This window comes from Nocardioides segetis, from assembly GCF_051390595.1.
Taxonomy (GTDB): Bacteria; Actinomycetota; Actinomycetes; order Propionibacteriales; family Nocardioidaceae; genus Nocardioides.
In genome coordinates, this window is the sequence record NZ_JBNINR010000021.1 from 53,686 (window position 1) to 72,306 (window position 18,621).

General features: G+C 70.3%; 25 protein-coding genes and 3 tRNA genes. 20 read left to right on the forward strand and 8 right to left on the reverse strand.

The features are described from left to right. Positions 1–140: 140 nt before the first annotated feature. Positions 141–1,385, forward strand: a complete 1,245-nt coding sequence (locus tag ACPZVR_RS23655) for an NAD(P)/FAD-dependent oxidoreductase (protein ID WP_436702144.1) — start codon at positions 141–143, stop codon at positions 1,383–1,385. A gap of 15 nt (positions 1,386–1,400) precedes the next feature. Here ACPZVR_RS23655 and ACPZVR_RS23660 read toward each other — a convergent pair whose 3' ends face one another. Beyond that, complete coding sequence (locus tag ACPZVR_RS23660) at positions 1,401–2,996, reverse strand: PucR family transcriptional regulator (protein WP_436702145.1); 1,596 nt, start codon at positions 2,994–2,996, stop codon at positions 1,401–1,403. Positions 2,997–3,248: 252 nt separating this feature from the next. On the opposite strand from ACPZVR_RS23660, the gene ACPZVR_RS23665 reads away from it, so the two are divergent. From ACPZVR_RS23665 to ACPZVR_RS23695, 7 genes are all read left to right on the forward strand, one after another. Next, positions 3,249–3,635 carry an ArsR/SmtB family transcription factor gene (locus ACPZVR_RS23665; protein WP_436702146.1) on the forward strand — a complete coding sequence of 129 codons (387 nt, stop codon included), beginning with the start codon at positions 3,249–3,251 and terminating at the stop codon, positions 3,633–3,635. Further along, positions 3,635–4,528, forward strand: coding sequence for a cation diffusion facilitator family transporter (locus tag ACPZVR_RS23670; RefSeq protein WP_436702147.1), 894 nt, complete (start codon positions 3,635–3,637; stop codon positions 4,526–4,528). Before ACPZVR_RS23665 ends, ACPZVR_RS23670 begins: the two co-directional genes overlap by 1 nt. A gap of 234 nt (positions 4,529–4,762) precedes the next feature. Beyond that, positions 4,763–5,491: a DUF3152 domain-containing protein gene (locus ACPZVR_RS23675; RefSeq protein ID WP_436702148.1), complete on the forward strand. Its 729-nt coding sequence runs from the start codon at positions 4,763–4,765 to the stop codon at positions 5,489–5,491. Positions 5,492–5,663: 172 nt separating this feature from the next. After that, a complete protein-coding gene (locus tag ACPZVR_RS23680; RefSeq protein ID WP_436702149.1) occupies positions 5,664–6,239 on the forward strand; it encodes an ArsR/SmtB family transcription factor in 576 nt (191 codons plus the stop codon). Continuing rightward, the gene (locus tag ACPZVR_RS23685; RefSeq protein WP_436702150.1) at positions 6,236–6,808 is read left to right on the forward strand and encodes an SRPBCC family protein; all 573 of its coding nucleotides are present in this window, start codon (positions 6,236–6,238) and stop codon (positions 6,806–6,808) included. The genes ACPZVR_RS23680 and ACPZVR_RS23685 overlap by 4 nt, the downstream gene beginning before the upstream one ends. 85 nt (positions 6,809–6,893) lie before the next feature. Further along, entirely contained in the window at positions 6,894–7,550 is a 657-nt protein-coding gene (locus tag ACPZVR_RS23690) for an MBL fold metallo-hydrolase (protein WP_436702151.1), read from the forward strand. A 51-nt stretch (positions 7,551–7,601) separates the two neighbouring features. Further along, positions 7,602–8,561, forward strand: coding sequence for a cation diffusion facilitator family transporter (locus ACPZVR_RS23695; RefSeq protein WP_436702152.1), 960 nt, complete (start codon positions 7,602–7,604; stop codon positions 8,559–8,561). Between the two features lie 366 nt (positions 8,562–8,927). Here the strand turns inward: ACPZVR_RS23695 and ACPZVR_RS23700 are convergent. After that, positions 8,928–9,000: transfer RNA gene (locus tag ACPZVR_RS23700), tRNA-Arg, on the reverse strand. Between the two features lie 98 nt (positions 9,001–9,098). Between ACPZVR_RS23700 and ACPZVR_RS23705 the strand changes: the two genes are divergently transcribed. Further along, a complete protein-coding gene (locus tag ACPZVR_RS23705; RefSeq protein WP_436702153.1) occupies positions 9,099–10,106 on the forward strand; it encodes a LuxR family transcriptional regulator in 1,008 nt (335 codons plus the stop codon). Between the two features lie 24 nt (positions 10,107–10,130). Here ACPZVR_RS23705 and ACPZVR_RS23710 read toward each other — a convergent pair whose 3' ends face one another. The 3 genes from ACPZVR_RS23710 to ACPZVR_RS23720 form a co-directional block, all read right to left on the reverse strand. Beyond that, complete coding sequence (locus ACPZVR_RS23710; protein WP_436702154.1) at positions 10,131–10,265, reverse strand: hypothetical protein; 135 nt, start codon at positions 10,263–10,265, stop codon at positions 10,131–10,133. 160 nt (positions 10,266–10,425) lie between these two features. Beyond that, positions 10,426–10,516, reverse strand: a tRNA-Ser gene (locus tag ACPZVR_RS23715). Positions 10,517–10,617: 101 nt separating this feature from the next. After that, a complete protein-coding gene (locus tag ACPZVR_RS23720; protein WP_436702155.1) occupies positions 10,618–11,076 on the reverse strand; it encodes a hypothetical protein in 459 nt (152 codons plus the stop codon). A 114-nt stretch (positions 11,077–11,190) separates the two neighbouring features. Here ACPZVR_RS23720 and ACPZVR_RS23725 point away from each other — a divergent pair. Continuing rightward, positions 11,191–11,275: transfer RNA gene (locus ACPZVR_RS23725), tRNA-Ser, on the forward strand. Positions 11,276–11,344: 69 nt separating this feature from the next. Then, a complete protein-coding gene (locus ACPZVR_RS23730) occupies positions 11,345–12,490 on the forward strand; it encodes a tyrosine-type recombinase/integrase (RefSeq protein WP_436702156.1) in 1,146 nt (381 codons plus the stop codon). Here ACPZVR_RS23730 and ACPZVR_RS23735 read toward each other — a convergent pair. The 3 genes from ACPZVR_RS23735 to ACPZVR_RS23745 all read right to left on the reverse strand — a co-directional run bounded on the left by ACPZVR_RS23735 (position 12,487) and on the right by ACPZVR_RS23745 (position 14,405). After that, the gene (locus ACPZVR_RS23735) at positions 12,487–12,936 is read right to left on the reverse strand and encodes a hypothetical protein (RefSeq protein WP_436702157.1); all 450 of its coding nucleotides are present in this window, start codon (positions 12,934–12,936) and stop codon (positions 12,487–12,489) included. The two genes, ACPZVR_RS23730 and ACPZVR_RS23735, sit on opposite strands and share 4 nt — an antisense overlap. Before the next feature lie 145 nt (positions 12,937–13,081). Then, positions 13,082–13,840, reverse strand: a complete 759-nt coding sequence (locus ACPZVR_RS23740) for a DUF3800 domain-containing protein (RefSeq protein ID WP_436702158.1) — start codon at positions 13,838–13,840, stop codon at positions 13,082–13,084. Then, positions 13,830–14,405: a helix-turn-helix domain-containing protein gene (locus ACPZVR_RS23745; protein ID WP_436702159.1), complete on the reverse strand. Its 576-nt coding sequence runs from the start codon at positions 14,403–14,405 to the stop codon at positions 13,830–13,832. Before ACPZVR_RS23745 ends, ACPZVR_RS23740 begins: the two co-directional genes overlap by 11 nt. A gap of 198 nt (positions 14,406–14,603) precedes the next feature. Here ACPZVR_RS23745 and ACPZVR_RS23750 point away from each other — a divergent pair, with 198 nt between their 5' ends. The 9 genes from ACPZVR_RS23750 (at position 14,604) to ACPZVR_RS23790 (ending at position 18,563) form a co-directional block, all read left to right on the forward strand. After that, the gene (locus ACPZVR_RS23750) at positions 14,604–14,891 is read left to right on the forward strand and encodes a helix-turn-helix domain-containing protein (protein ID WP_436702160.1); all 288 of its coding nucleotides are present in this window, start codon (positions 14,604–14,606) and stop codon (positions 14,889–14,891) included. Then, positions 14,888–15,079, forward strand: a complete 192-nt coding sequence (locus tag ACPZVR_RS23755; protein ID WP_436702161.1) for a helix-turn-helix domain-containing protein — start codon at positions 14,888–14,890, stop codon at positions 15,077–15,079. Before ACPZVR_RS23750 ends, ACPZVR_RS23755 begins: the two co-directional genes overlap by 4 nt. After that, positions 15,076–15,969 carry a hypothetical protein gene (locus ACPZVR_RS23760; protein ID WP_436702162.1) on the forward strand — a complete coding sequence of 298 codons (894 nt, stop codon included), beginning with the start codon at positions 15,076–15,078 and terminating at the stop codon, positions 15,967–15,969. The genes ACPZVR_RS23755 and ACPZVR_RS23760 overlap by 4 nt, the downstream gene beginning before the upstream one ends. Then, a complete protein-coding gene (locus ACPZVR_RS23765) occupies positions 15,966–16,808 on the forward strand; it encodes a hypothetical protein (protein ID WP_436702163.1) in 843 nt (280 codons plus the stop codon). Before ACPZVR_RS23760 ends, ACPZVR_RS23765 begins: the two co-directional genes overlap by 4 nt. Next, the gene (locus ACPZVR_RS23770; RefSeq protein ID WP_436702164.1) at positions 16,805–17,191 is read left to right on the forward strand and encodes a hypothetical protein; all 387 of its coding nucleotides are present in this window, start codon (positions 16,805–16,807) and stop codon (positions 17,189–17,191) included. The genes ACPZVR_RS23765 and ACPZVR_RS23770 overlap by 4 nt, the downstream gene beginning before the upstream one ends. Continuing rightward, positions 17,188–17,388 (forward strand): hypothetical protein, encoded by a 201-nt coding sequence (locus tag ACPZVR_RS23775; protein ID WP_436702165.1) that lies wholly within the window; start codon positions 17,188–17,190, stop codon positions 17,386–17,388. The genes ACPZVR_RS23770 and ACPZVR_RS23775 overlap by 4 nt, the downstream gene beginning before the upstream one ends. After that, complete coding sequence (locus tag ACPZVR_RS23780; RefSeq protein WP_436702166.1) at positions 17,385–17,699, forward strand: hypothetical protein; 315 nt, start codon at positions 17,385–17,387, stop codon at positions 17,697–17,699. The genes ACPZVR_RS23775 and ACPZVR_RS23780 overlap by 4 nt, the downstream gene beginning before the upstream one ends. A gap of 85 nt (positions 17,700–17,784) precedes the next feature. Continuing rightward, positions 17,785–18,183 carry a hypothetical protein gene (locus ACPZVR_RS23785; RefSeq protein WP_436702167.1) on the forward strand — a complete coding sequence of 133 codons (399 nt, stop codon included), beginning with the start codon at positions 17,785–17,787 and terminating at the stop codon, positions 18,181–18,183. Beyond that, the gene (locus tag ACPZVR_RS23790; RefSeq protein ID WP_436702168.1) at positions 18,180–18,563 is read left to right on the forward strand and encodes a hypothetical protein; all 384 of its coding nucleotides are present in this window, start codon (positions 18,180–18,182) and stop codon (positions 18,561–18,563) included. The genes ACPZVR_RS23785 and ACPZVR_RS23790 overlap by 4 nt, the downstream gene beginning before the upstream one ends. Positions 18,564–18,621: the final 58 nt, after the last annotated feature.

The window sequence follows — 18,621 nt, forward strand, 5'->3', positions numbered from 1 at the left end:
CCACTCGACCGCCCCAGGCCGTCCCGCCCACCCGGGCAGGACGGCCTGGGGCGCCGCTGTGCTCCGGGCCCAGCGCGGCGGGCGATGACTGTGGGAAGTCGACAGGGCCGCGACCGGCCGGCGCCGGAAGGCTGTCCAGCATGAGCAGCTCAGGGAATCGGACGCCGCGCCGGGTCGCGGTCGTGGGTGCTGGCATGGTCGGACTGGCGACGGCCTGGCACCTGCAGGAGCGTGGTGTCGAGGTGACGGTGCTCGACCGTGACGGCGTCGCCGCCGGGTCGAGCTGGGGCAACGCCGGCTGGCTCACCCCGAGCATCGCCGTCCCCCTCCCCGAGCCGGCCGTGCTGAAGTTCGGGGTGCGCGCCGTCCTCAGTCCGTCGTCACCGGTCTATGTGCCGCCGACCGCGGATCTGCGCCTGCTGCGCTTCCTCGCGCGCTTCACCCGCAACTGCACCCCCGCCCGCTGGCAGCGGGCGATGCGGGCCCTGATCCCGCTCAACAACCAGGCGCTCGCCGCGTTCGCCGAGCTGGAGGCCGGGGGCGTCGAGGCCAGCACCCGGCCGGCCGAGCCGTTCCTGGCGGCGTACCGCACCGCGGCCGAGCGGGAGCTGCTGCTGGAGGAGATCCGGCACATCCGCGACTGCGGCCAGCAGGTCGACTTCGAGGTGCTCGACGGCGCCACCGCCCGCAGCGAGGAGCCGATGCTCTCCGGCGAGATCAACGCCGCCGTCCGGTTCACCGGCGAGCGGTTCATCGACCCCGCGGCCTACGTGCACGCGATCGCCGATGCCGTCCGCAGCCGCGGCGGCGAGATCCGCGGTGGGTACGACGTCACCTCGCTCACCCCCGGCGCGACCGAGGTGCGGGTGGGCGAGAGCGCGTACGACGCCGTCGTGGTCGCGACGGGCGCGCGGCTCGGACGCCTGGCCCGTCCCTTCGGCGTCCGCAGCATCGTCCAGGCCGGACGTGGCTACAGCTTCACGGTCGAGGTCGACCAGCTGCCGCGCGGCCCGGTCTACCTCCCGGCCCAGCGCCTGGCCTGCACACCCCTCGACGGGCGGCTGCGCATCGCCGGCATGATGGAGTTGCGCGACGTCGACGCGCCATTGGACCCGCGCCGGATCCAGGCCCTGGTGCGGGCCGCGGACGGCCTCCTGGTCGGCGCGCACCTCGACGAGCGCAAGGACGAGTGGGTCGGCGCACGGCCCTGCACGGCCGACGGGCTGCCGCTCGTCGGCGCGACCCGCGACCCGCGGGTCTTCGTCGCGGGCGGGCACGGCATGTGGGGCATCACGCTCGGCCCGGTGACAGGCAAGCTGCTCGCCGAGCAGATCGTCACCGGGCGCACGCCCGACGCCCTGCGCGCGGTCGACCCGCTGCGCTGAAGGATCCGGAACCTCCTACTCCGCGGCGACGTCGGGGTGGAGCGCCTCGAGCCGCAGCGCCAGCCGGGCCACCGGGTCCTCGAGGTCGACCGGCACCGTCCGGGCCAGCCGGGCCAGGCGGTTCCGGACCGTGTTGGGGTGCACCCCGAGGGCGCGCGCGGCACGCTGCGGCTCACCCCAGTGGTCGACCACCGCGCACAGCGTCGCGACGAGCTCACTGTCGTGCTCCCGGTCCTGGGCGACGAGCGCCGCGATCGGGGACACCGGCGGGGCGGCGCCGACGCCCCGCACCGCACGGGCCAGCACCAGAGCGGCCCACGCCTCGTCGACCGTCGACACCGGGCGAGCGTCCGCGTGGGGCAGGCCGGCCACCTCGACCGCCTGCGCGGCCGAGACCGCCAGCCGGTCGGGCGAGCCCACCGCGCCACCCGCGAACGCCCGCAGGGTCCGGTCGGTCCGCGCCTCCGCCGCCACGAGGTCGCGCAGCCAGGACCAGCTGCCCGGACCCGTCACCGTCTTCGCGCCCGGTTCCCCGGGGGCCCCGGGGGCCGCCGGTGCCGCCGTGGCCCCCGGGGCCGCCGCGTCCCGCACGACGGCGTAGACGCGTCCGTCCAGATCGCACAGCAGGGGCGAGCGCCAGCCGTGCCGTTGAGCCAGCGCGGTCCAGACGGTGACCCGCTCCTCGGGCTCCAGGTCGCTGCGGGGCCCGGCCAGCACGACGGCGCGCCAGGGGCCGTCGGCTCCGCCCGGCACGGACCCGGCCTCGCCCCGGAGCACGGCGCGCACCTGCTCGCTCTCGAGCCGGCGGTGCAGGTCGCCGCGGGTCCGCAGGCGCAGGAAGTGGAGGGCGAGCACCTCGGCGGCGGTGCGGGCGCGGGCCACGACCTCGGCGGCCGGCTCGGCAGGGACCACCGCCCACACCGAGCCGAGCCACTCGCCGCCGGCCCGGACCGGGATCACCAGCCGCGGCTTCACCTCGGCGCCGCCGGCCGGCACGAAGACCGGGTCGTCGGCCTGCGCGATCCGGCGGAAGACCCCGAGCGACCGGAAGTGGTCACGCACCTGCCGCGGGACCTGCCGACCGATGATCGTGGAGGTCCGGGCCTCGTCGATGCCGTGCTGGCCGCTGGAGTAGGCGAGCACCCGGGACCGGGCGTCCTCGATCGTGACCGGCGCGTCGAGCAGGGCGGCGAGCACGTCGGCGAGGGCGAACAGGTCCGTGTAGACGCTGCCGGACGACCAGCCGTCGGACTCCTCGCGCGCGGTCTGGACGACGTCGCGCAGCATCGTGACCGCGGCGGACAGCGCCGTGTCGTCGGCCAGTGCCAGGAGGGTCAGGCCGCGCTCACGGCAGGCCGCGACCACCGCCGGCGACGCGGCCACGGACTGTCGCGCCACCACTCCCGCGCATGGGCCGACCGCGTCGACCACGGCGAGCAGGTCACGCTCGTCCCGTACGCCGACGGCCACGGCCAGGTCGCCGGGGAGCACCGCCTCCCGCGACCCGGCCTCGACGAGCTCCAGGCCGCCGACCTGCCGTGCCTCGCCGACCGCGAGCGTGGTGAGGAAGCTCGGCGTCAGCGCGGCCCCGATCTGCTCGGCGGTCATCATGGGCCGAGTGTGCCCGATCGCTCCCGCCCGAGGGCACCGGGAGGGTCAGGGCAGGGTGCGCGCCGGCGTACGTCGTCCGCTCGGCGGGCTGGAGGACCGGGGCGACGAGGACTGGGCCGACCGTGCTGTAACTACCTGTTCGTGCCGCTGGCGTACCGGTCTACGGGTCAGGTGGTGGCAGGAACAGACAGTTACAGCTCCGCGGTGCTGCGCAGTTGACCTAGCCCCACCCGTGAGCGCTATCATCGCCACATGACGATGACATCTCCGGCGGCCGGCCCCCTCGAGGACGTCGCGGGCGTCGAGGTCGACGAGCAGGCTGCGGCCGTCGCGGCCGCCTGTCTGTTCCGCGCGATGGGCGATCCGTCCCGGGTGGCGATCGTGCGGCACCTCCTGCTGGGCGAGCACAACGTGGCGGAGCTGACCTCGCACCTGGGCCTGGCCCAGTCGACGGTCTCCAAGCACCTCGCCTGCCTGCGGGACTGCGGGCTGGTGACGTCGCGGCCGGTCGGGCGGGCGTCGGTCTTCACGCTCACCCACCCCGACGCGGTGGTGCGGGTGTTCGCCGCTGCGGAGTCCCTGCTCGCGGCGACCGGTGACGCGGTCGTGCTGTGCCCCGGCTCGCGGATGGCCGACTGATGGGCGCCGGGCACGGCCACGGGCACGCGGGCGGTCGCCACCGCTGGCGCCTGGCGGTCGCCTTCGGCCTGGTCGGCTCGTTCTTCGGCGTCGAGCTCGTCGTCGGCCTCTGGTCGGGATCCCTCGCCCTGCTCTCGGACGCCGGACACATGGCCGCCGACGTCGTCGCACTGGGAGCGGCGCTCGCCGCGACCCGCATCGCCACGATGACCGACCGCACCGGGCGCAAGACCTTCGGCTCCTACCGGGCGGAGGTCTTCGCCTCCGGCCTGACGGTGCTGCTCATGCTCGGCGCCGGCACCTATGTCGCCGTCGAGGGCGTCAAGCGCATCGGCGAGACCGTCGAGCTCGAGTCGGGCGCCGTCATGCTGGTCGGCGTCATCGGCCTGCTGATCAACCTCGCCGCCCTCGCCCTGCTACGCGGCGGCGCCGGCGAGAGCATCAACGTCAAGGGCGCCTACCTCGAGGTCGTCGCCGACACCGTCGGGTCGGTCGGCGTGATCGCCGCCGGCATCATGATCGCCCTCACCGGGAACCCCTGGTGGGACACCGGCATCGCGCTGGCCATCGCGGCGTTCGTCGTCGTTCGCGCCGTGCTGCTCGGCCGCGAGGTCCTCAACGTCCTCGGCCAGCACGCGCCCGCCGGCATGGATCCCGCGGAGGTGGAGGCCTCGCTCGTCGCCGTCGACGGCGTGGCCGAGGTCCACGACCTGCACCTGTGGGCGCTCACCTCCGGCATGAACGTCGCCACGGCGCACCTGGTCACCGCTCCCGGGGCATCCCGCGACGTCCTCGTCGCCGCGCAGGCGACGCTGCGGGAGAAGTACGGCGTCGACCACGCCACCCTCCAGGTCGAGTCGGACGCCACCGCCTGCAGCGAGCTGTCGTGGTGACCCCGCGAAGCGGTGCCACGGGACGACCGCACCGTCACTGCCCCGTAGTAGGTTGACCCGGTTCGACCGACGAGGAGCGGAGCGACAGGTGCGGAAGGCGGACCGGTCGCAGTCCGGCGCCGGCGAGAGTGCCACGTGACGGGTCGGCACCGAGCGGAGCGGCCGACCCGCGCCGGCCGCGCGCACCCAGGGCACCGTCGGCGACACCCCGCCCGCAGGCGATGGGCCGGTGTCGTGGCGCTCGGCGCCCTGAGCGCTGCCGCGGTGGGCATCGGCGCCGGCGTGCTGACCCCCGACGACGTGGATCCGACAGCCGGACGGATCCCGCCGTCCGCGCCCACGCCCACATCGACGGCGACGGCCCCACCCGCCGATCCCCCGCCCCCGCCGTCCGCGGAGGCGTCGGAGGCCCCGCCGCCCCCGCCGGCGCCGGCGCGCGTGCAGATCCCCGAGCGCGGCCCCGGGACCTTCCGGGTCGCCGGCGGGCGCTCCGACGTCGGCGGCGAGGGGTCACTCTTGACCTACACCGTCGAGGTGGAGCGCGGCCTCCCCCTGCGGGCGCGCGAGATCGCGGCCACCGTGGACGCCACCCTCGCCGACCCGCGCGGTTGGACGACGGCCGAGGACCGGTCGGTGCAGCGCGTCGACCGGGACGGCGACCTCCGCATCCTCGTCGCGACCCCCGAGACCACCGACCGGCTGTGCGCCCCCCTCGACACCGGCGGCCGGCTCTCCTGCCGCAACGGCGAGCAGGTCGTGCTCAACGCCTGGCGCTGGGTCCACGGCGCCGACGCCTACGCCGGCATCGCGCAGTACCGGCGCTATCTGGTCAACCACGAGGTCGGCCACGCCCTCGGGAACGGCCACGTCGACTGCGACGCGCCCGGCGCCCTGGCCTCGGTGATGATGCAGCAGACCAAGGGCCTGCAGGGCTGCCGCCGCAACCCCTGGCCGGCTCCCTGACCGGACGCCCACGCCCGTCAGTCGTCCAGGGCGGGCGAGGCGACGCCCCATCCCGTGTCGCCGTGCACCTGAGGCCGGCTCGCCTCGTCCGGCTCCCCGTCGAGCCGGACGAGAGCGTGCGAGATGCCGGACGCCCTTGACAATTTTTCTTGTCAAGACCTACGGTCGAACCATGGACGACATCCGGGTGCTCGACGACGCGGTCGCGGTCGAGGTGGCGCTCGACCCGATCCGGGCCTCGATCCTCGATGCGCTGGCCGAGCCGGGGTCAGCGGCGTCGGTTGCGGCGATCGTCGGGCTGACCCGCCAGAAGGTGAACTATCACCTGAAGGCGCTGGAGGCGCACGGCCTCGTCGAGCCGGCCGGCGAACGCACGTGGGGTGGCATCACCGAACGCTACGTGCAGCGCACCGCACGTCATCTCGTCGTCGCGCCCGGCGTACTCGAGGGCAAGTCGCCTGATCCGGACGTCATCGCCGACCGTCTCTCGGCCGCATATCTGGTGGCGGTGAACGCTCGGGCTGTGTCCGAGGTCGGTTCGATCGTCAGCACCGCGGAGGCCGGGAGTCGCGTACCCACGCTGAGCGTCGACACGGTGATCGGGTTCAAGTCAGCCGAGGATCGCGCCGCGTTCGCCGCCGACCTGCAGGCGGCCCTGGTCGAACTGGCCTCCCGGTACCACCACGACGACGGACGGCCGCACCGCCTGACCGTCTCGTCGTACCCCAAGCCCAAGGAGGACTCATGACCGATCCCGAGGACCGTGCCGAGGACCGCGTCGAGCACCGCGTCGAGCACCGCGTCGAACACCGCCGGGCGTTGGCCGCGACGCCGGAGCAGGTGTGGGACGCCATCGCGACGGCCGACGGGATCTCGGCGTGGATGGTGCCCACCCGGCTGGATCCTCGACGCGGTGGCGAGGTCTCGTTCGATCACCTCGGCTTCCGCTCCGCCGGTGTCATCACCGAGTACACCCCGCCTCGGCGTCTCGTCTACGAGGAGCCGTGGCCGATGACCGAGGAGATGCGCGCGTGGGTGGCCCGCGCCGCCGGGCACGACGTCACCGACGAGGAGCTGGCGTCGATCTCGCCGGTGGCGACCGAGTTCTTGATCGAGGCGGCGTCAGGTGGCAGTTGCGTCCTCCGCGTCGTCACGAGCTCGTACGGGAGCGGAGCGGACTGGGAGAGCGAGTACTTCTCCGAGATGGCCGCCGGCTGGGGAAGCGTCCCGTTCGGTCCCGGCGGGCAGGCGCCGTGGCTCGACAGGCTCGTCGGACATCTGCGTGCCGTACGGTCCGAGGAGGGAGTGCGGCGATGACGACCGCACCGTCCACGCCTCGCGAGCCGAGCATCGTGCCGGTCGGGTGCTCCATCGTCGCTGCCGTCACCGGCCGGCCGGTCCGATGAACGTCGACAGCGCCATCACGGTCACGCCGATCCTCGTCGCCGAGCTGCACGTGGAGGGCGAGGTGATGCCGGTCTGCGTGCATGTGATCGACCACCCCGACGGTCGGGTTCTCGTCGACACCGGCATGACGCGACCACACCCCGCGGTGGTGGCCGCCTTCGATCCTCGCCTCTATCCCCTGGACCAGCAGCAGTTCGATGTCGGCGGCGTCGACATCGTGGTCAACACGCACCTCCACGCTGATCATTGCGGAGGGAACCATCTCTTCGCGGGGCGGCCGATCTACGTCCAGCGCCGTGAGCTCGACGACGCCCGCCATGAGGAGGAGTACACGATCCGCGAGTGGGTCGACGCTCCCGGGCTGCAGTACGTGCCGATCGACGGAGAGCTCGAGCTGCTGCCCGGGGTCCGACTCGTCCCGGCTCCCGGGCACACGCCCGGATCACAGCTCGTCGTCGTCGAGACCGGAAGTCGTCGCAGCGTCATCTGCGGCGACACCGCGGTGTGGTTCGGAGAACTGGACGAGCCGCGTACCGAAGGCCAGCGCCTCGTCCGCGCGCTCGATCCCGAGGAGGTCTGGCTCGCACACGTTCGTGAGCCGTGGCGGCCCAGCGGCACCCTGACCGGCGACCGAGGCTCACCCGACGCGTGAGAGCTCGCCACCGACGCGGTTCCCCCCAGGAAGCCGGGGTACCGCGGGCTGGTGAGCGGCGAACGACAGCGGGCCGGGGGCGAGAGCGTCCTGACGGTGCTGATCGCGTGCGGCGCGAATCTGGCCGTCGCCGTCGCGAAGTCGGTCGCCGCGGCACTGACCGGGTCGGCGTCGATGGTCGCGGAGGCGGCGCACTCCTGGGCGGACACGGGGAATCAGGTGTTCCTGCTCTTCGCGAACCGCCGGTCGCTGCGGCCGCCCGATCTCTCCCGGCCGCTGGGCTACGGCCGCGAGGCGTATGTGTGGTCGATGTTCGCCGCTCTGGGACTGTTCGTCGCGGGAGGCGCCGTGTCGATCTGGCACGGCATCGGCGAGCTGACTGCGGATGAGGAGGCGGGCGACTACCTCGTCGGATACGCCGTGCTGGCCGCGGCCTTCTGCTTCGAGGGCCTCTCCCTGGCGCAGGCCGTCCGACGGACTCGCCGGGAGGCGCGCGCACTCGGCCGCGACCTGCTCGACCATGCGATGGCCACGTCCGACCCCACGCTGCGCGCGGTACTGGCCGAGGACTCCGCCGCGCTGCTCGGCGTCGTGATCGCGGCGAGCGGGATGGCGCTGCACCAGGCCACCGGCAACGGCGTGTACGACGGGATCGGCTCGATCGCCGTCGGGGTGCTGCTCTGTGTGATCGCGGTGTTCCTGATCGACAGCAACCGGCGGTTCCTCACCGGCCAGGCGGCCGACGCCGCCCTCCACCGCGCGGCTCACGCTCGGGTGCGGTCGCTGCCGGGGGTCCAGCAGGTGACCTACCTGCGCCTGGAGTACGTCGGTCCACGCCAGCTCCTGCTCGTGGCGGACGTCGACATCGAGGGCGACGCACCGGAGTCGCTGGTCGCGGAGCGGCTGGAGCGTTGGGAGGCACGCCTCGAGGAGGACCCGCGGATCGTCGAGGCGGTGCTGTCGCTCTCCACCCCCGAGGAGCTGCGAAGGGAAGGGCCGGCGCGCACGTGACGCACGGCAGGGGGCGCGACCGCGCTCAGGCCGGGCGAGGACTGTCCGGCGTGACCAACACCTCGAGCGCGGCCGACACGGCTGACCGTCCCGCCGGGACCGACGACGCCGTACGCCTGCTCGTCGGCGGGCCGAGGGCCGACCGCCTCGAGGACGACGTGGGTGCCGTGGCCGCCGGTGAGCTCGCCATCACCGCCGAGCCCGGGCACGTGCTTCCTCGTCTCCACCGCCGAGCCGGGCTCGCCGTACGCCGAGCGCCTGTGCCTGCCTGCCGCACGAGTCGCCACCCTGACCAAGAAGGGCACGGGGCCCGGAAACGTCAGCAGGTCAGGACCGGGGTGCGGACCTGACCTGCTGAGACTGCTGCGCGCCTGTAGGGATTCGAACCCCAAACCTTCTGATCCGTAGTCAGATGCTCTATCCGTTGAGCTACAGGCGCCCGTCACCGAAGCGACCGGACGAGAATAGCCGAGGGGGCACGCAGATGCCGAATCACCGTGACCACCGGGGCTCAGCGCGGTGTGGAACCATGACGCCATGACCGCCTTCGAGCCCGAGGACCGGGCCCTCTTCGAGGAGGAGGCGACCGGTCTCTACGAGCAGGTGCTGGCCGAGGGCGGGCTGGCGGCGGACGACCCGCGCCTGGTCGACGGCTCGCCGATCCGGCGGGCCTTCGACCTGCTGGTCGCACTCGGCCTGTTGCAGCTCGACGCGACACGCAAGACCTGGCGGCCGCTGGAGCCCAGCAACGCGCAGTCGCGGGTCGTGACGCCGCTGGGCAACGAGGGCGCGCGGCTGCTGGAGGAGTCGGCGCGCTGGGCGAGCGCGTTCGCCCACCTCGCGCAGAGCTGGCGCCGCTCGCCGGCGGCGAGCGAGTCGGGTCCGTTCCTCTACCTGCACGGCGAGGCGATCAACCCCTACCTCACGACGCTGGTCAGCGAGGCGCAGGAGGAGCTGCTCACCGCTCAACCGCAGGCCACCCGCAGCGCCAAGACGGTGGCGGAGGCGGCGGTGCGCGACGTCGCCGCGCTCAAGCGGGGGCTGACGATGCGCACGCTCTACCAGCACAGCGCCCGTCGGCACCCCGCGACGCACAAGTACGTCGCCACGGTCACCGAGCACGGTGCGGAGGTCCGCACGCTCGACGAGTTCTTCAACCGGATGATCGTGGTGGACCGCCGGGTCGCGCTCATCCCGGCCGCCGACAGCCTGGCGACCGCGGTCGTCGTACGCGAGCCCGCCATCGTGGCGTACCTCGTCGACGTCTTCGAGCGCGCGTTCGCCCGCGGGCGTCCGTTCGCGAGCGCGGGGCAGAGCGTGACCAAGGAGATCGCCTCCGAGCAGCGGTCGATGACCATCCGGATGCTGATCGAGGGCCACGCCGACGCGGTGAGCGCCAAGCGGCTCGGCGTGAGCCCTCGGACCTACGCCGGGTACGTGGCCGAGCTCAAGGAGGAGTACGACGCCGAGACGCGCTTCCAGCTCGGCTACACGATGGGCACCTTGGGCATAGCCGGTCAGGACGACGACGTCACGTCGTCCTGACCGGACCCGACCCGAGCGCCTCCGTCAGCGCTGCGCGCCGGGGAAGACCCGCCAACCCCAGCCGGTGTCGGCCTCGGCCGCCGTCGGGAGCGAGACGATGCCGGCTGCGGTGATGAGTGCGGCCAGCGCGAAAGCGGTCTTGCGAGCGAGCTTCTTCATTGAGCATTCCCCTCACTGGTGGGCGGCCGGGCGCCGTCCCTCCGGGTACCCGAGCCGCAGGCGCCTACCCCCGCTTCAGCGCTTTCGAACATCCTTCCGCAAAGCGGCCGAATATGCGAGGCCCCCGGCCGGGTCGGCCGGGGGCCTCGCATCACATCGGCGGAGGCGGAGGGATTTGAACCCTCGATGGGGTTGTAGCCCCAAACCCGCTTAGCAGGCGGGCGCCATAGACCAGACTAGGCGACGCCTCCTCCACCGCGCCGGTCACAGACCGGCCAGCGTGGGCAAGGCTACAAGGATGCCCGGCGAGCGGGCCAATCGCCCCCGCCCGAGGACTCCGCCGGGACGTCGGTCAGCGCGCGGCGCGCCGCAGATGCGCGCGGACGTCGCGCGCGAAGTCGTCCTTGTCGGCCGCGACGAGCTGCATCGGGATGGTCGTGCTGCGACCGTCGCGCAGGCGCAGCACCAGGCAGTCGATGCCGGACGGCGCGGCGGCCACCGCGTCCTCGACCTCGCTCCAGCGGGCCTCGGTGGCGCCGGCGGCCCGGATCATGCGCACCTGGTAGCCGGCGTCGGTCAGTCGTACGACGACCAGCCGCGAGCGCAGCCACCAGCCGAGCCCGATCAGGCCGAGGAGGCCCAGGCCGAGGACGAGCACCAGGAGGTCCGCGTTGAGGTCGGCGGCCACCACGACGACCGTCACGCCGAGCAGCACGAGCGCGAGCAGCACGAGGTAGGCGCCGACGAAGCGCGCCATCACCGGCGGAGCGAGGCGGTAGTCGGAGACCCGGGTCGGCTGCGTGCTGCTCATGCCTCGCATTGTTCATCGCCGGATGAGGACGGGGCAAAGCCGGGCGACCCGGGCCCATCGGCGGCCACTAGACTCGACCGGTGCTCGGCCGGCGCGCGCGTCGTACCGGGCTCAGGAGGGGTGCCGGAGTGGCCGATCGGAACCGCCTTGAAAGCGGTCGTAGGGAGACCTACCGCGGGTTCGAATCCCGCCCCCTCTGCGCGTCTGACCTGCATCGCAACCCGTCTTCGCGACTCAGATGCACGTCAGATACACATAGAATCGGAGAATGCCCGGGATCGAGCAGCGCGTCAACAAGAGGTCCGGCGAGACTCGCTACGTAGTCCGCGTCCGCAACCCCGACAAGATCGGCGGCAAGGGGTTCTACACCTCCGCCACCTTCGCCACCGAAGCGGAAGCCAAGACGTTCGTTCGCGACTGCGACGACCGGGGCGTCTCCTGGGCACTAGAGGAGTACCACCGCGGCCAGGAGGAGGCCGCCGAGATGACGCTGGACGACTGGTCCGAGCAGCACTTCACATCCTTGACCAAGGCAAACCCCGCGACCATCGCCGACTACCGGCGCATCTACAAGGCCAAGTGGTCACCCACTCTCGGCAGGATGCGCTTGAGCTCCATCGGCCGAGTCCACGTCGCGCAGGCGCTCAACAGCCTCGACGGCTCGGACAAGACGCGCATGAACGCCTGGGCCGTCCTCACCCACATGCTCAAGGTCGCTGCCCAAGATGGGCACATCTCAAAGTCGCCCACGGTGGGCGTCGAGCTGGACCGACGCACCGACCACATGCGCGAGGAGCACCGGTACCTCACCGAGGCGGAGTTCTTCGCGATCCTCGCCGCCCTGCCCGAGCACTGGCGCCCACTCGTGATGACCCTCGGCGGCACCGGGATGCGATGGGGTGAGGCTGCCGCCCTCACCGTTGCCGACGTCGACCTGACCGCGGCCGTCGTTCGGATCACCAAGGCTGAGCGGCGCGGTGCCGAGCGCCGCAAGGACACGACGATTGGCCCGACCAAGACCCGCCGCAGCCGGCGTACCGTCACGCTGCCCAATGAGGTCGTCGATGCCCTGGGTCCGCTCGTCCGGGACCGCAAGGCGAAGGACCCGCTGTTCCTTCCGCCCAAGGGTGGGCCGCTCAGGCACCGACGCTTCTACCAGGTCTGGCAGGCCGCGATCGTTAAGGCCAAGATCGCCGACCCCGCGCCACGCCTGCACGACCTGCGACACAGCCACGTCGCGTGGCTGATCGCTCGAGGAGTCCCCCTGCCCGTGATCCAGGCGCGGCTGGGCCACGAGAACATCAGCACCACCATCGACACCTACGGCCACCTGATGCCCGACCTCCAGCAGGCTGCCGCAGACGCCGCCTCACAGGTGTTCATCATGGGCGCCCAGCCGAAGGAGCTCGGTTAGGAGAAACCTCGCTCGCGCAACGCCCGCCTGACGCACTTCTGCTCACCCTGGGTCATGTAGTCGAGTCGCACGTTCAGGTAGTGACGGGTGACCCACAGGGCGTCGGCAGCTTCGTCCTTGTCGTCGGTCCAGCAGATGACGTTGATGAAGTCGCTCAGGCGGATCAGGCGCTTGGCCGCGATCTCGTCCGCCGCCTCCTCGAACTTCGACGACATGCGCCGAGAGTCCGGGTATTCGCAGATCCCCGAGTGCCCCAGGTCCCTGTGGGCCAGCCCATGAGCGACGGCACACCGCCGTTCCACCTGGAGCTGGCCGGGCCGGATCATCATGTGATCGTCGGCCGGCGAGTACCACTCCGGCTTTCCTCCCGGCGTGGGCTCGATGGACATCGTCAGCCCCTCGCCGTCATGGAAGTAGCTGAGGAGGTGGCGGAACGGGTGGTACATGAGGCGGGAGCGTAGGGACACGTCCCGACACAAAGACCAACGTCCAATCTCGATGCTACGGTGTGCTCAAGCGTGGACGGCCACCTGCCGACGGAGGCGTCGTTGGCACCCGGAAATGCCGGCTATGAAGCTGGTCGACACGCTGTCACAAGGCCGTCACCCATGGGTAGGCGGCCTTCGTGCTGTCGTTCCATGGGTGCATCTTGAGGCCGTATGACGTCAAGTGCTTCGCGTCGTCGCGTCCGCGATAGAACCGGCCCCTGAAGTTCGTGACATACCGAATCTCAGTGTGGCCGAACTGGTCGGGGTTGAAGGCGGCGCCGATGCTTGAGGCTGCGATGTCCGAGATCTGGAGCATCTCTTCTGTCTCCGGGCGGTCGAATCGACCGTTGCCTGCGACATTTGCCCACTGAATCTTGCACTGGCTGCTGCTCATGGCGCGAAGTCGGCCCTCGTACTCGCGAAGCTTGGCGAGAGAGAACCCCTTGACGTGCCCCAAGGTGTAGGTGAGGTCCATGTCGCGCTCGGCCGCGAGCCAGCTCATCCGCTCCAGGAGCATCCTGAATGCGTACATGTAGGCGTGATCTTGGTTGAAGTCCTTCGGCTTCGGGAGCCGGCGCTTGCAGCAGACGACCGCGGACACGCGGGCAAACCCCTGTTCCCCTAGCCTGCGGCTAGCGTGCAGGCGGTGACTGTGGGACGGGTACTTCATCCAGTGAAGAACAGCATTCGGGCTGCGGTTCAGATCCTTCCGGAGCTCTGCCAGCCAGTGAGCCGCTCTGGGGCGATGCGACTCGGGCATGAGTACGGCTGTCAGCACGAAGTGATCGGATGATGAGGCCGTCATTGCGCGCTGTCCAGACTCATCGATGAAGGCCAGTAGAGACGGGCGGCTACCGTCCATCGCCGCCCTTGCCTCGCTTCCTCTCCTGCTTGCGTTTCATCTCCTCGATCGCATCAAGCTGCTCCTGGCGCGACTTGCGGGCCTGCTCAGTAGCCTCGCGGGCGAGCTTCTCGTCGCCCTCGTCTCCCGAGGCGACGGCGAGCAGTGGCAGCCGGTCCGGGCCCGAGCCCGGCGGGGTCTTGGCGGGGGTACCTCCTGCGTCACCCTCACCACCTCCTTCGTCCTGCTCGTCGGACACGAATGCCCGTATGAGTTCCGTCAGCGCCTTCCGCTGCCGGGGTGTGAGCAGGTCCGCTTCGGCCGGCGGCTCGTAGGGGTCCGAGACGGGTCGAGACCTTCCCAGCCATCGAGAGACCTCTTCTGGCGACACCCCGAGGGCGCCGGCTACCTTGCGGATCGTGGTGGCCGACGTGGCCCTACCGCCGCTGACCATGGCAGTGATCGTCGAGGTGCTCACCTCGGCGATCTCCGCGAGTTGATTCCAAGACGGTCGGCCATTGCGCGGGTCCACAGCTTTGGCCTTGGACATCGCCTTGGCCCACTCGCCGGTCGGTTCGTCGCTCACGTCTACGGAGTCTCCAGTCTCTCGCGTGCTTCGCGCCACCGACAGAGTAGACGCGGCGTCTACAAATTCCGGCCATGTAGTTCGGTTCGCAGGCGTGATTCACCCGACTAGGCGGACCTCACGGAGTAGACAGTGCCGTCTAATCCGTCTAGTCTCTTGCGCGAGACTTGAGACTCGTCTACTGTCAGGAGGCAGCAAGTGAACGTCATCGAAAGGAGGCTGGACGTGCGGCTCATCAGCTCCACCGCCCTGGCGCAGTACATGAAGTACCGCGACATGAGTGTTCGCGAACTCGCCGGACGGGTCGGTTGCTCACGGGCAACCATCGGACACCTCCGCTCGGGTGAGCGCGACTACGTCCGACCCGAGTGGGCCAAGGCGATCGAGAGGCACCTTGACGCCCCCAAGGGATCTCTTTTTGTGCCCGAACTCTCCAGTGTCACGCGCGAGACTGCACGTTCGACCAAGAAGGAGAACGCGGCATGACCGAGATGCTCACGGTCAAGGAGACCGCCCTCAAGTTGCGTCGGTCCCCCCGGTTCGTGTTGGAGGAGCTGCGTCAGAAGCACCTTCGTGGCGCCAAGATCGGTCACTCGTGGGCAGTCGACCCCGCGGACCTGGATGACTACATCCAGGCGCGGATGAACATGTCGCGCGTTCGGAGGTCAGCATGACCACCGAGCTCGTCAATGAGGTCACGGGCGAGATCGTCGAGACGATCGGCGCCGACGAAGCCCGCCGCCTGACGACCGAGGCGCAGAACGAGTTCCGGTCGTCGGCCGAGCACTTCAACCGCGCGTGGTCGCTGATCGAGCAGGCGGTCGAGGGTGGCGGCCACATCGTCCTCGGCTACCGCTCCCCTGGCGACTACCTGCACGCCGAGTTCGACGGCGTGCTGTCAGGACTGGATGTCTCGGCGCGTCGCATCGCCGTCAAGACGATGACCGAGTGGGGCCTGTCGACACGCGCGATCGCGAAGCCTCTGGGCGTCAGCAAGACCACCATCGAACGCGACATCCACCAGGTGGCCCACGTGGGCCAGGTGGATCCCACCTTCACCTCCGCGACCGACGCGCTCGCCGAGATCAACAAGACTTCGCAGGACGCCCCGGAGACGCCCTTGGCTGAGAACGGGATCAGCGAGCCTGCGGAGGCGACGGAAGCGGAGGGGCCCGAACCCGCTCTGTCGCTGTCACAGGTGATCACCGGAGAGGCTGCCGGCGAGGTTCCTGCGGTCGATGACCCGGGTGATGCCATCCAGCCGGAGCGGGGGGCCGACCTCGCATCGCCCCCCGCTCCGAGCAACGTCGTCGGGATCGACGGCAAGACGTACAAGCGGCCGACGCCGAAGGCCTCTCGTCGCTCGCCGCTGACGGACTCGTTCTGGCGGACCGTTCACGAGGCGCGCAAGAAGGTCGAGTCGCTGCACCGGCTGGTCGAGGACGACCGCTGGCCCCAGAACGCCGAGAAGGTCGCCGCGGCCCACCGCAACGACCTTCTTCGGATCAACGACCTGCTGCAACAGGTCATCAACTCACTACCTGCCGAGGAGTCTACCCAATGAGCGCCCAGATCATCTCCATGCCCGAGCCTGACCCGAAGCCCAACATCAAGGTCGAGATCATCCTCGTGACGCCCGACCTCGCCGAAGCGTGGCTGGGGAAGAACACGAAGAACCGCAACCTTGTCCGCAAGAACATCACCAAGTTCGCCCGTGACATGAAAGCCGGCGCCTGGCGGATGAACGGCGAGGCGATCAAGTTCGCCAGCGACGGCACGCTTCTCGACGGCCAGAACCGGCTCCATGCTGTCATCGCGTCGGGCGCCTCGGTCTGGATGATGGTCATCCGAGAGTTGTCGGCGGACGTGATGCCGACGCTCGACACCGGCAAGAGCCGCAGCTTCGCCAACGTCCTCCAGATTGACGGCGAGGGCAACACGTCCTCGCTCGCAGCCCTCGTTCGGCGGGCGCTGATGTGGGACGCCGGTCAGCGGACCAACGCGGGGCAACTCTCGCCGACCATCAACGAGATGCAGGAGTTCCTCGAGGATAACCCGGAGATCCGCACGTCGGCCGAGGTTGCCCGCAAGCTCCAGTCCCGATCCCTCCTCCCTGGCAGCGTCCTCGGGCTGTCGCACTGGTTGTTCTCCGCCATCGATCCCGACGCCGCCACCTGGTTCGTCGCTCGCGTGGTCGACGAGGACGTGCCGACCGGTCACCCGGCCCGCGTGCTGCACCGTCGCATCGTCGCGATGCGCCTCGCGGGAGGTCGGATCAATGAGACCGAGGCCCTGGCGCTGACGATCCGCGCGTGGAACGCCTACCGCAGGGGCGAGACGCCGCGGAAGTTCCAGATGCCCAAGGGCGGACTGACGAACGACAACTTCCCGGAACCCCAATGAGCATCGCCCTCGCCTCTCCCTGCCTGAACCGCGCCCACTCTCCGCGTCTGGTCGCTGGTGTCGGCTGGTCGTGTCCGGACTGTGTGGCGGCGAACGAGGTCGCTCGCGAGGTGGAGGAGGTCAGCCTGCCGCCGTCCGATGCCGAGTGGTCGACCTTCATGGCTGCTCTTCGTCTGGCTCGTCGTGCGGACGGGACGGTGCATCAGTGCGATGTCCGTCCGCACATTCGTGGGCGGATCGAGCCGAAGCGGATCGGCCAGCTTTGGCGGCGTGCTCGTAGTGAGCGGCTGGTGGTCGAGGTCGGCCACGAGCGGAGCAATGACATCGAGGGCCGCAATGCCGGACGCATGGAGCCCTACTACGAACTCAGGAGCGCAGCATGAGCACTCAGCCCGAGCAGGCAATCCGTCGCGGTCAGACGTGGGAGCGGGTGAAGGACGGCACGAAGGTCGTGATCGTCGACTACAGCGCGACCTACGACGACGTTGCATGGGAGACGCCTGACAAGGCTCGTCGCGGGAAGTGCTTCGCCTGCTACTTCCGTCGTCGGTACTTCTTGGCGGCGGAGGTGCCGTCGTGACCTCTCCCCCTGCGTTCTCCGCGCCTCCTGACGAACCGGCCGTCTGCATCACGCCGGATGCCCATTTGGCTTTCCTCATTCGTGAGGCTCGTGCGCTGGATCCTGCTCTGCGGGACGTCGGGAAGGCGCGGCTGTTGCGGATGGCGCGGGAGTTCGCTGTGGCTCGTGAGCTGGATCTTCGTGACCGTGAGGCCCGTCGTGCTGCCAGTGATGAGTTCGGTGCGTGGCTGCGTCGTCGTGGGGATCTGATCCAGCCGCGGTCGAAGCGGAAGTTCCGCGTGGGCGAGCCGGGTTGGCGCACTCGCACCTGACCCCTGATCAATGACGAGACCCCGCCGGGACGTGCCTGTCCTGGTGGCGGGGTCTCGCGATTCACCTACCCAGAAAGGCTAGTTCATGTCGAACGAGAAGCACGAGAACGACCAGCAGATCTATCGGTCTCGCTGGCTCGCCTGCGACGACTGCGAGTGCGTCCTCATCGTCGAGCGTGACGATGATCGCGGCGTGCCCGACGAGCAGGAGTGGGACGAGTTCCCCGACTGCCCCGTGTGTGGCGGGTTCCTCGGGTCGAACTGGAATGCCGACGAGCAAACCGCCCGCGAGACAGCGCTTCGCCAGGGCGATCGTCGAGCGGCCGGGGTCCAGAGGCTCTATTCCGACCAGCGGGAGGTGCTGGACAACCTCGCTCAGTCATTGCACGACTGGCACGGCGTCATCAGCAGGTCGCAGTTCTTGGGTGCTTTCGACGGCGTTGAGGACCTGATCCCTGAGTCGCTTCGGGAGGTGTCGGCGTGAGTGCGACGTCTGCTCTGGATGCGGCGATGCGTCAGGCCGGTGTGCTGGTGGGCGAGGTGGGCAAGCGTCAGGCGTTGGTGCCGTTGGATTCTCCGTCGCAGGCTGCGCATGCCGATGGTGGCAGCGGCGTGGACTGCGACATGTCGTCGGGCTGGTGTCCGGTGTGCTGGCCGAACGTGTACGCGGAGGGTCACGCGAAGCATCGTGGCGATCTGGTGGTGCTGCCTGGTCCGACGCTCGCTGATGGCGTGGCGCATCTGACTGCGGCCGGTTCTGAGTGCATTGCGACGGCGCCGGGATACGCCGACATGGACCCTGAGTGGGTTCACGGGTCGTTCTGGTGCGCGTTGCACGACGGTGCAGATGGGAGGGCGTCGTGAGCGCGCACGTCTACCTCGATGTCGACGGTGTACTCAATGCGGTCACGACGGCCCGGGT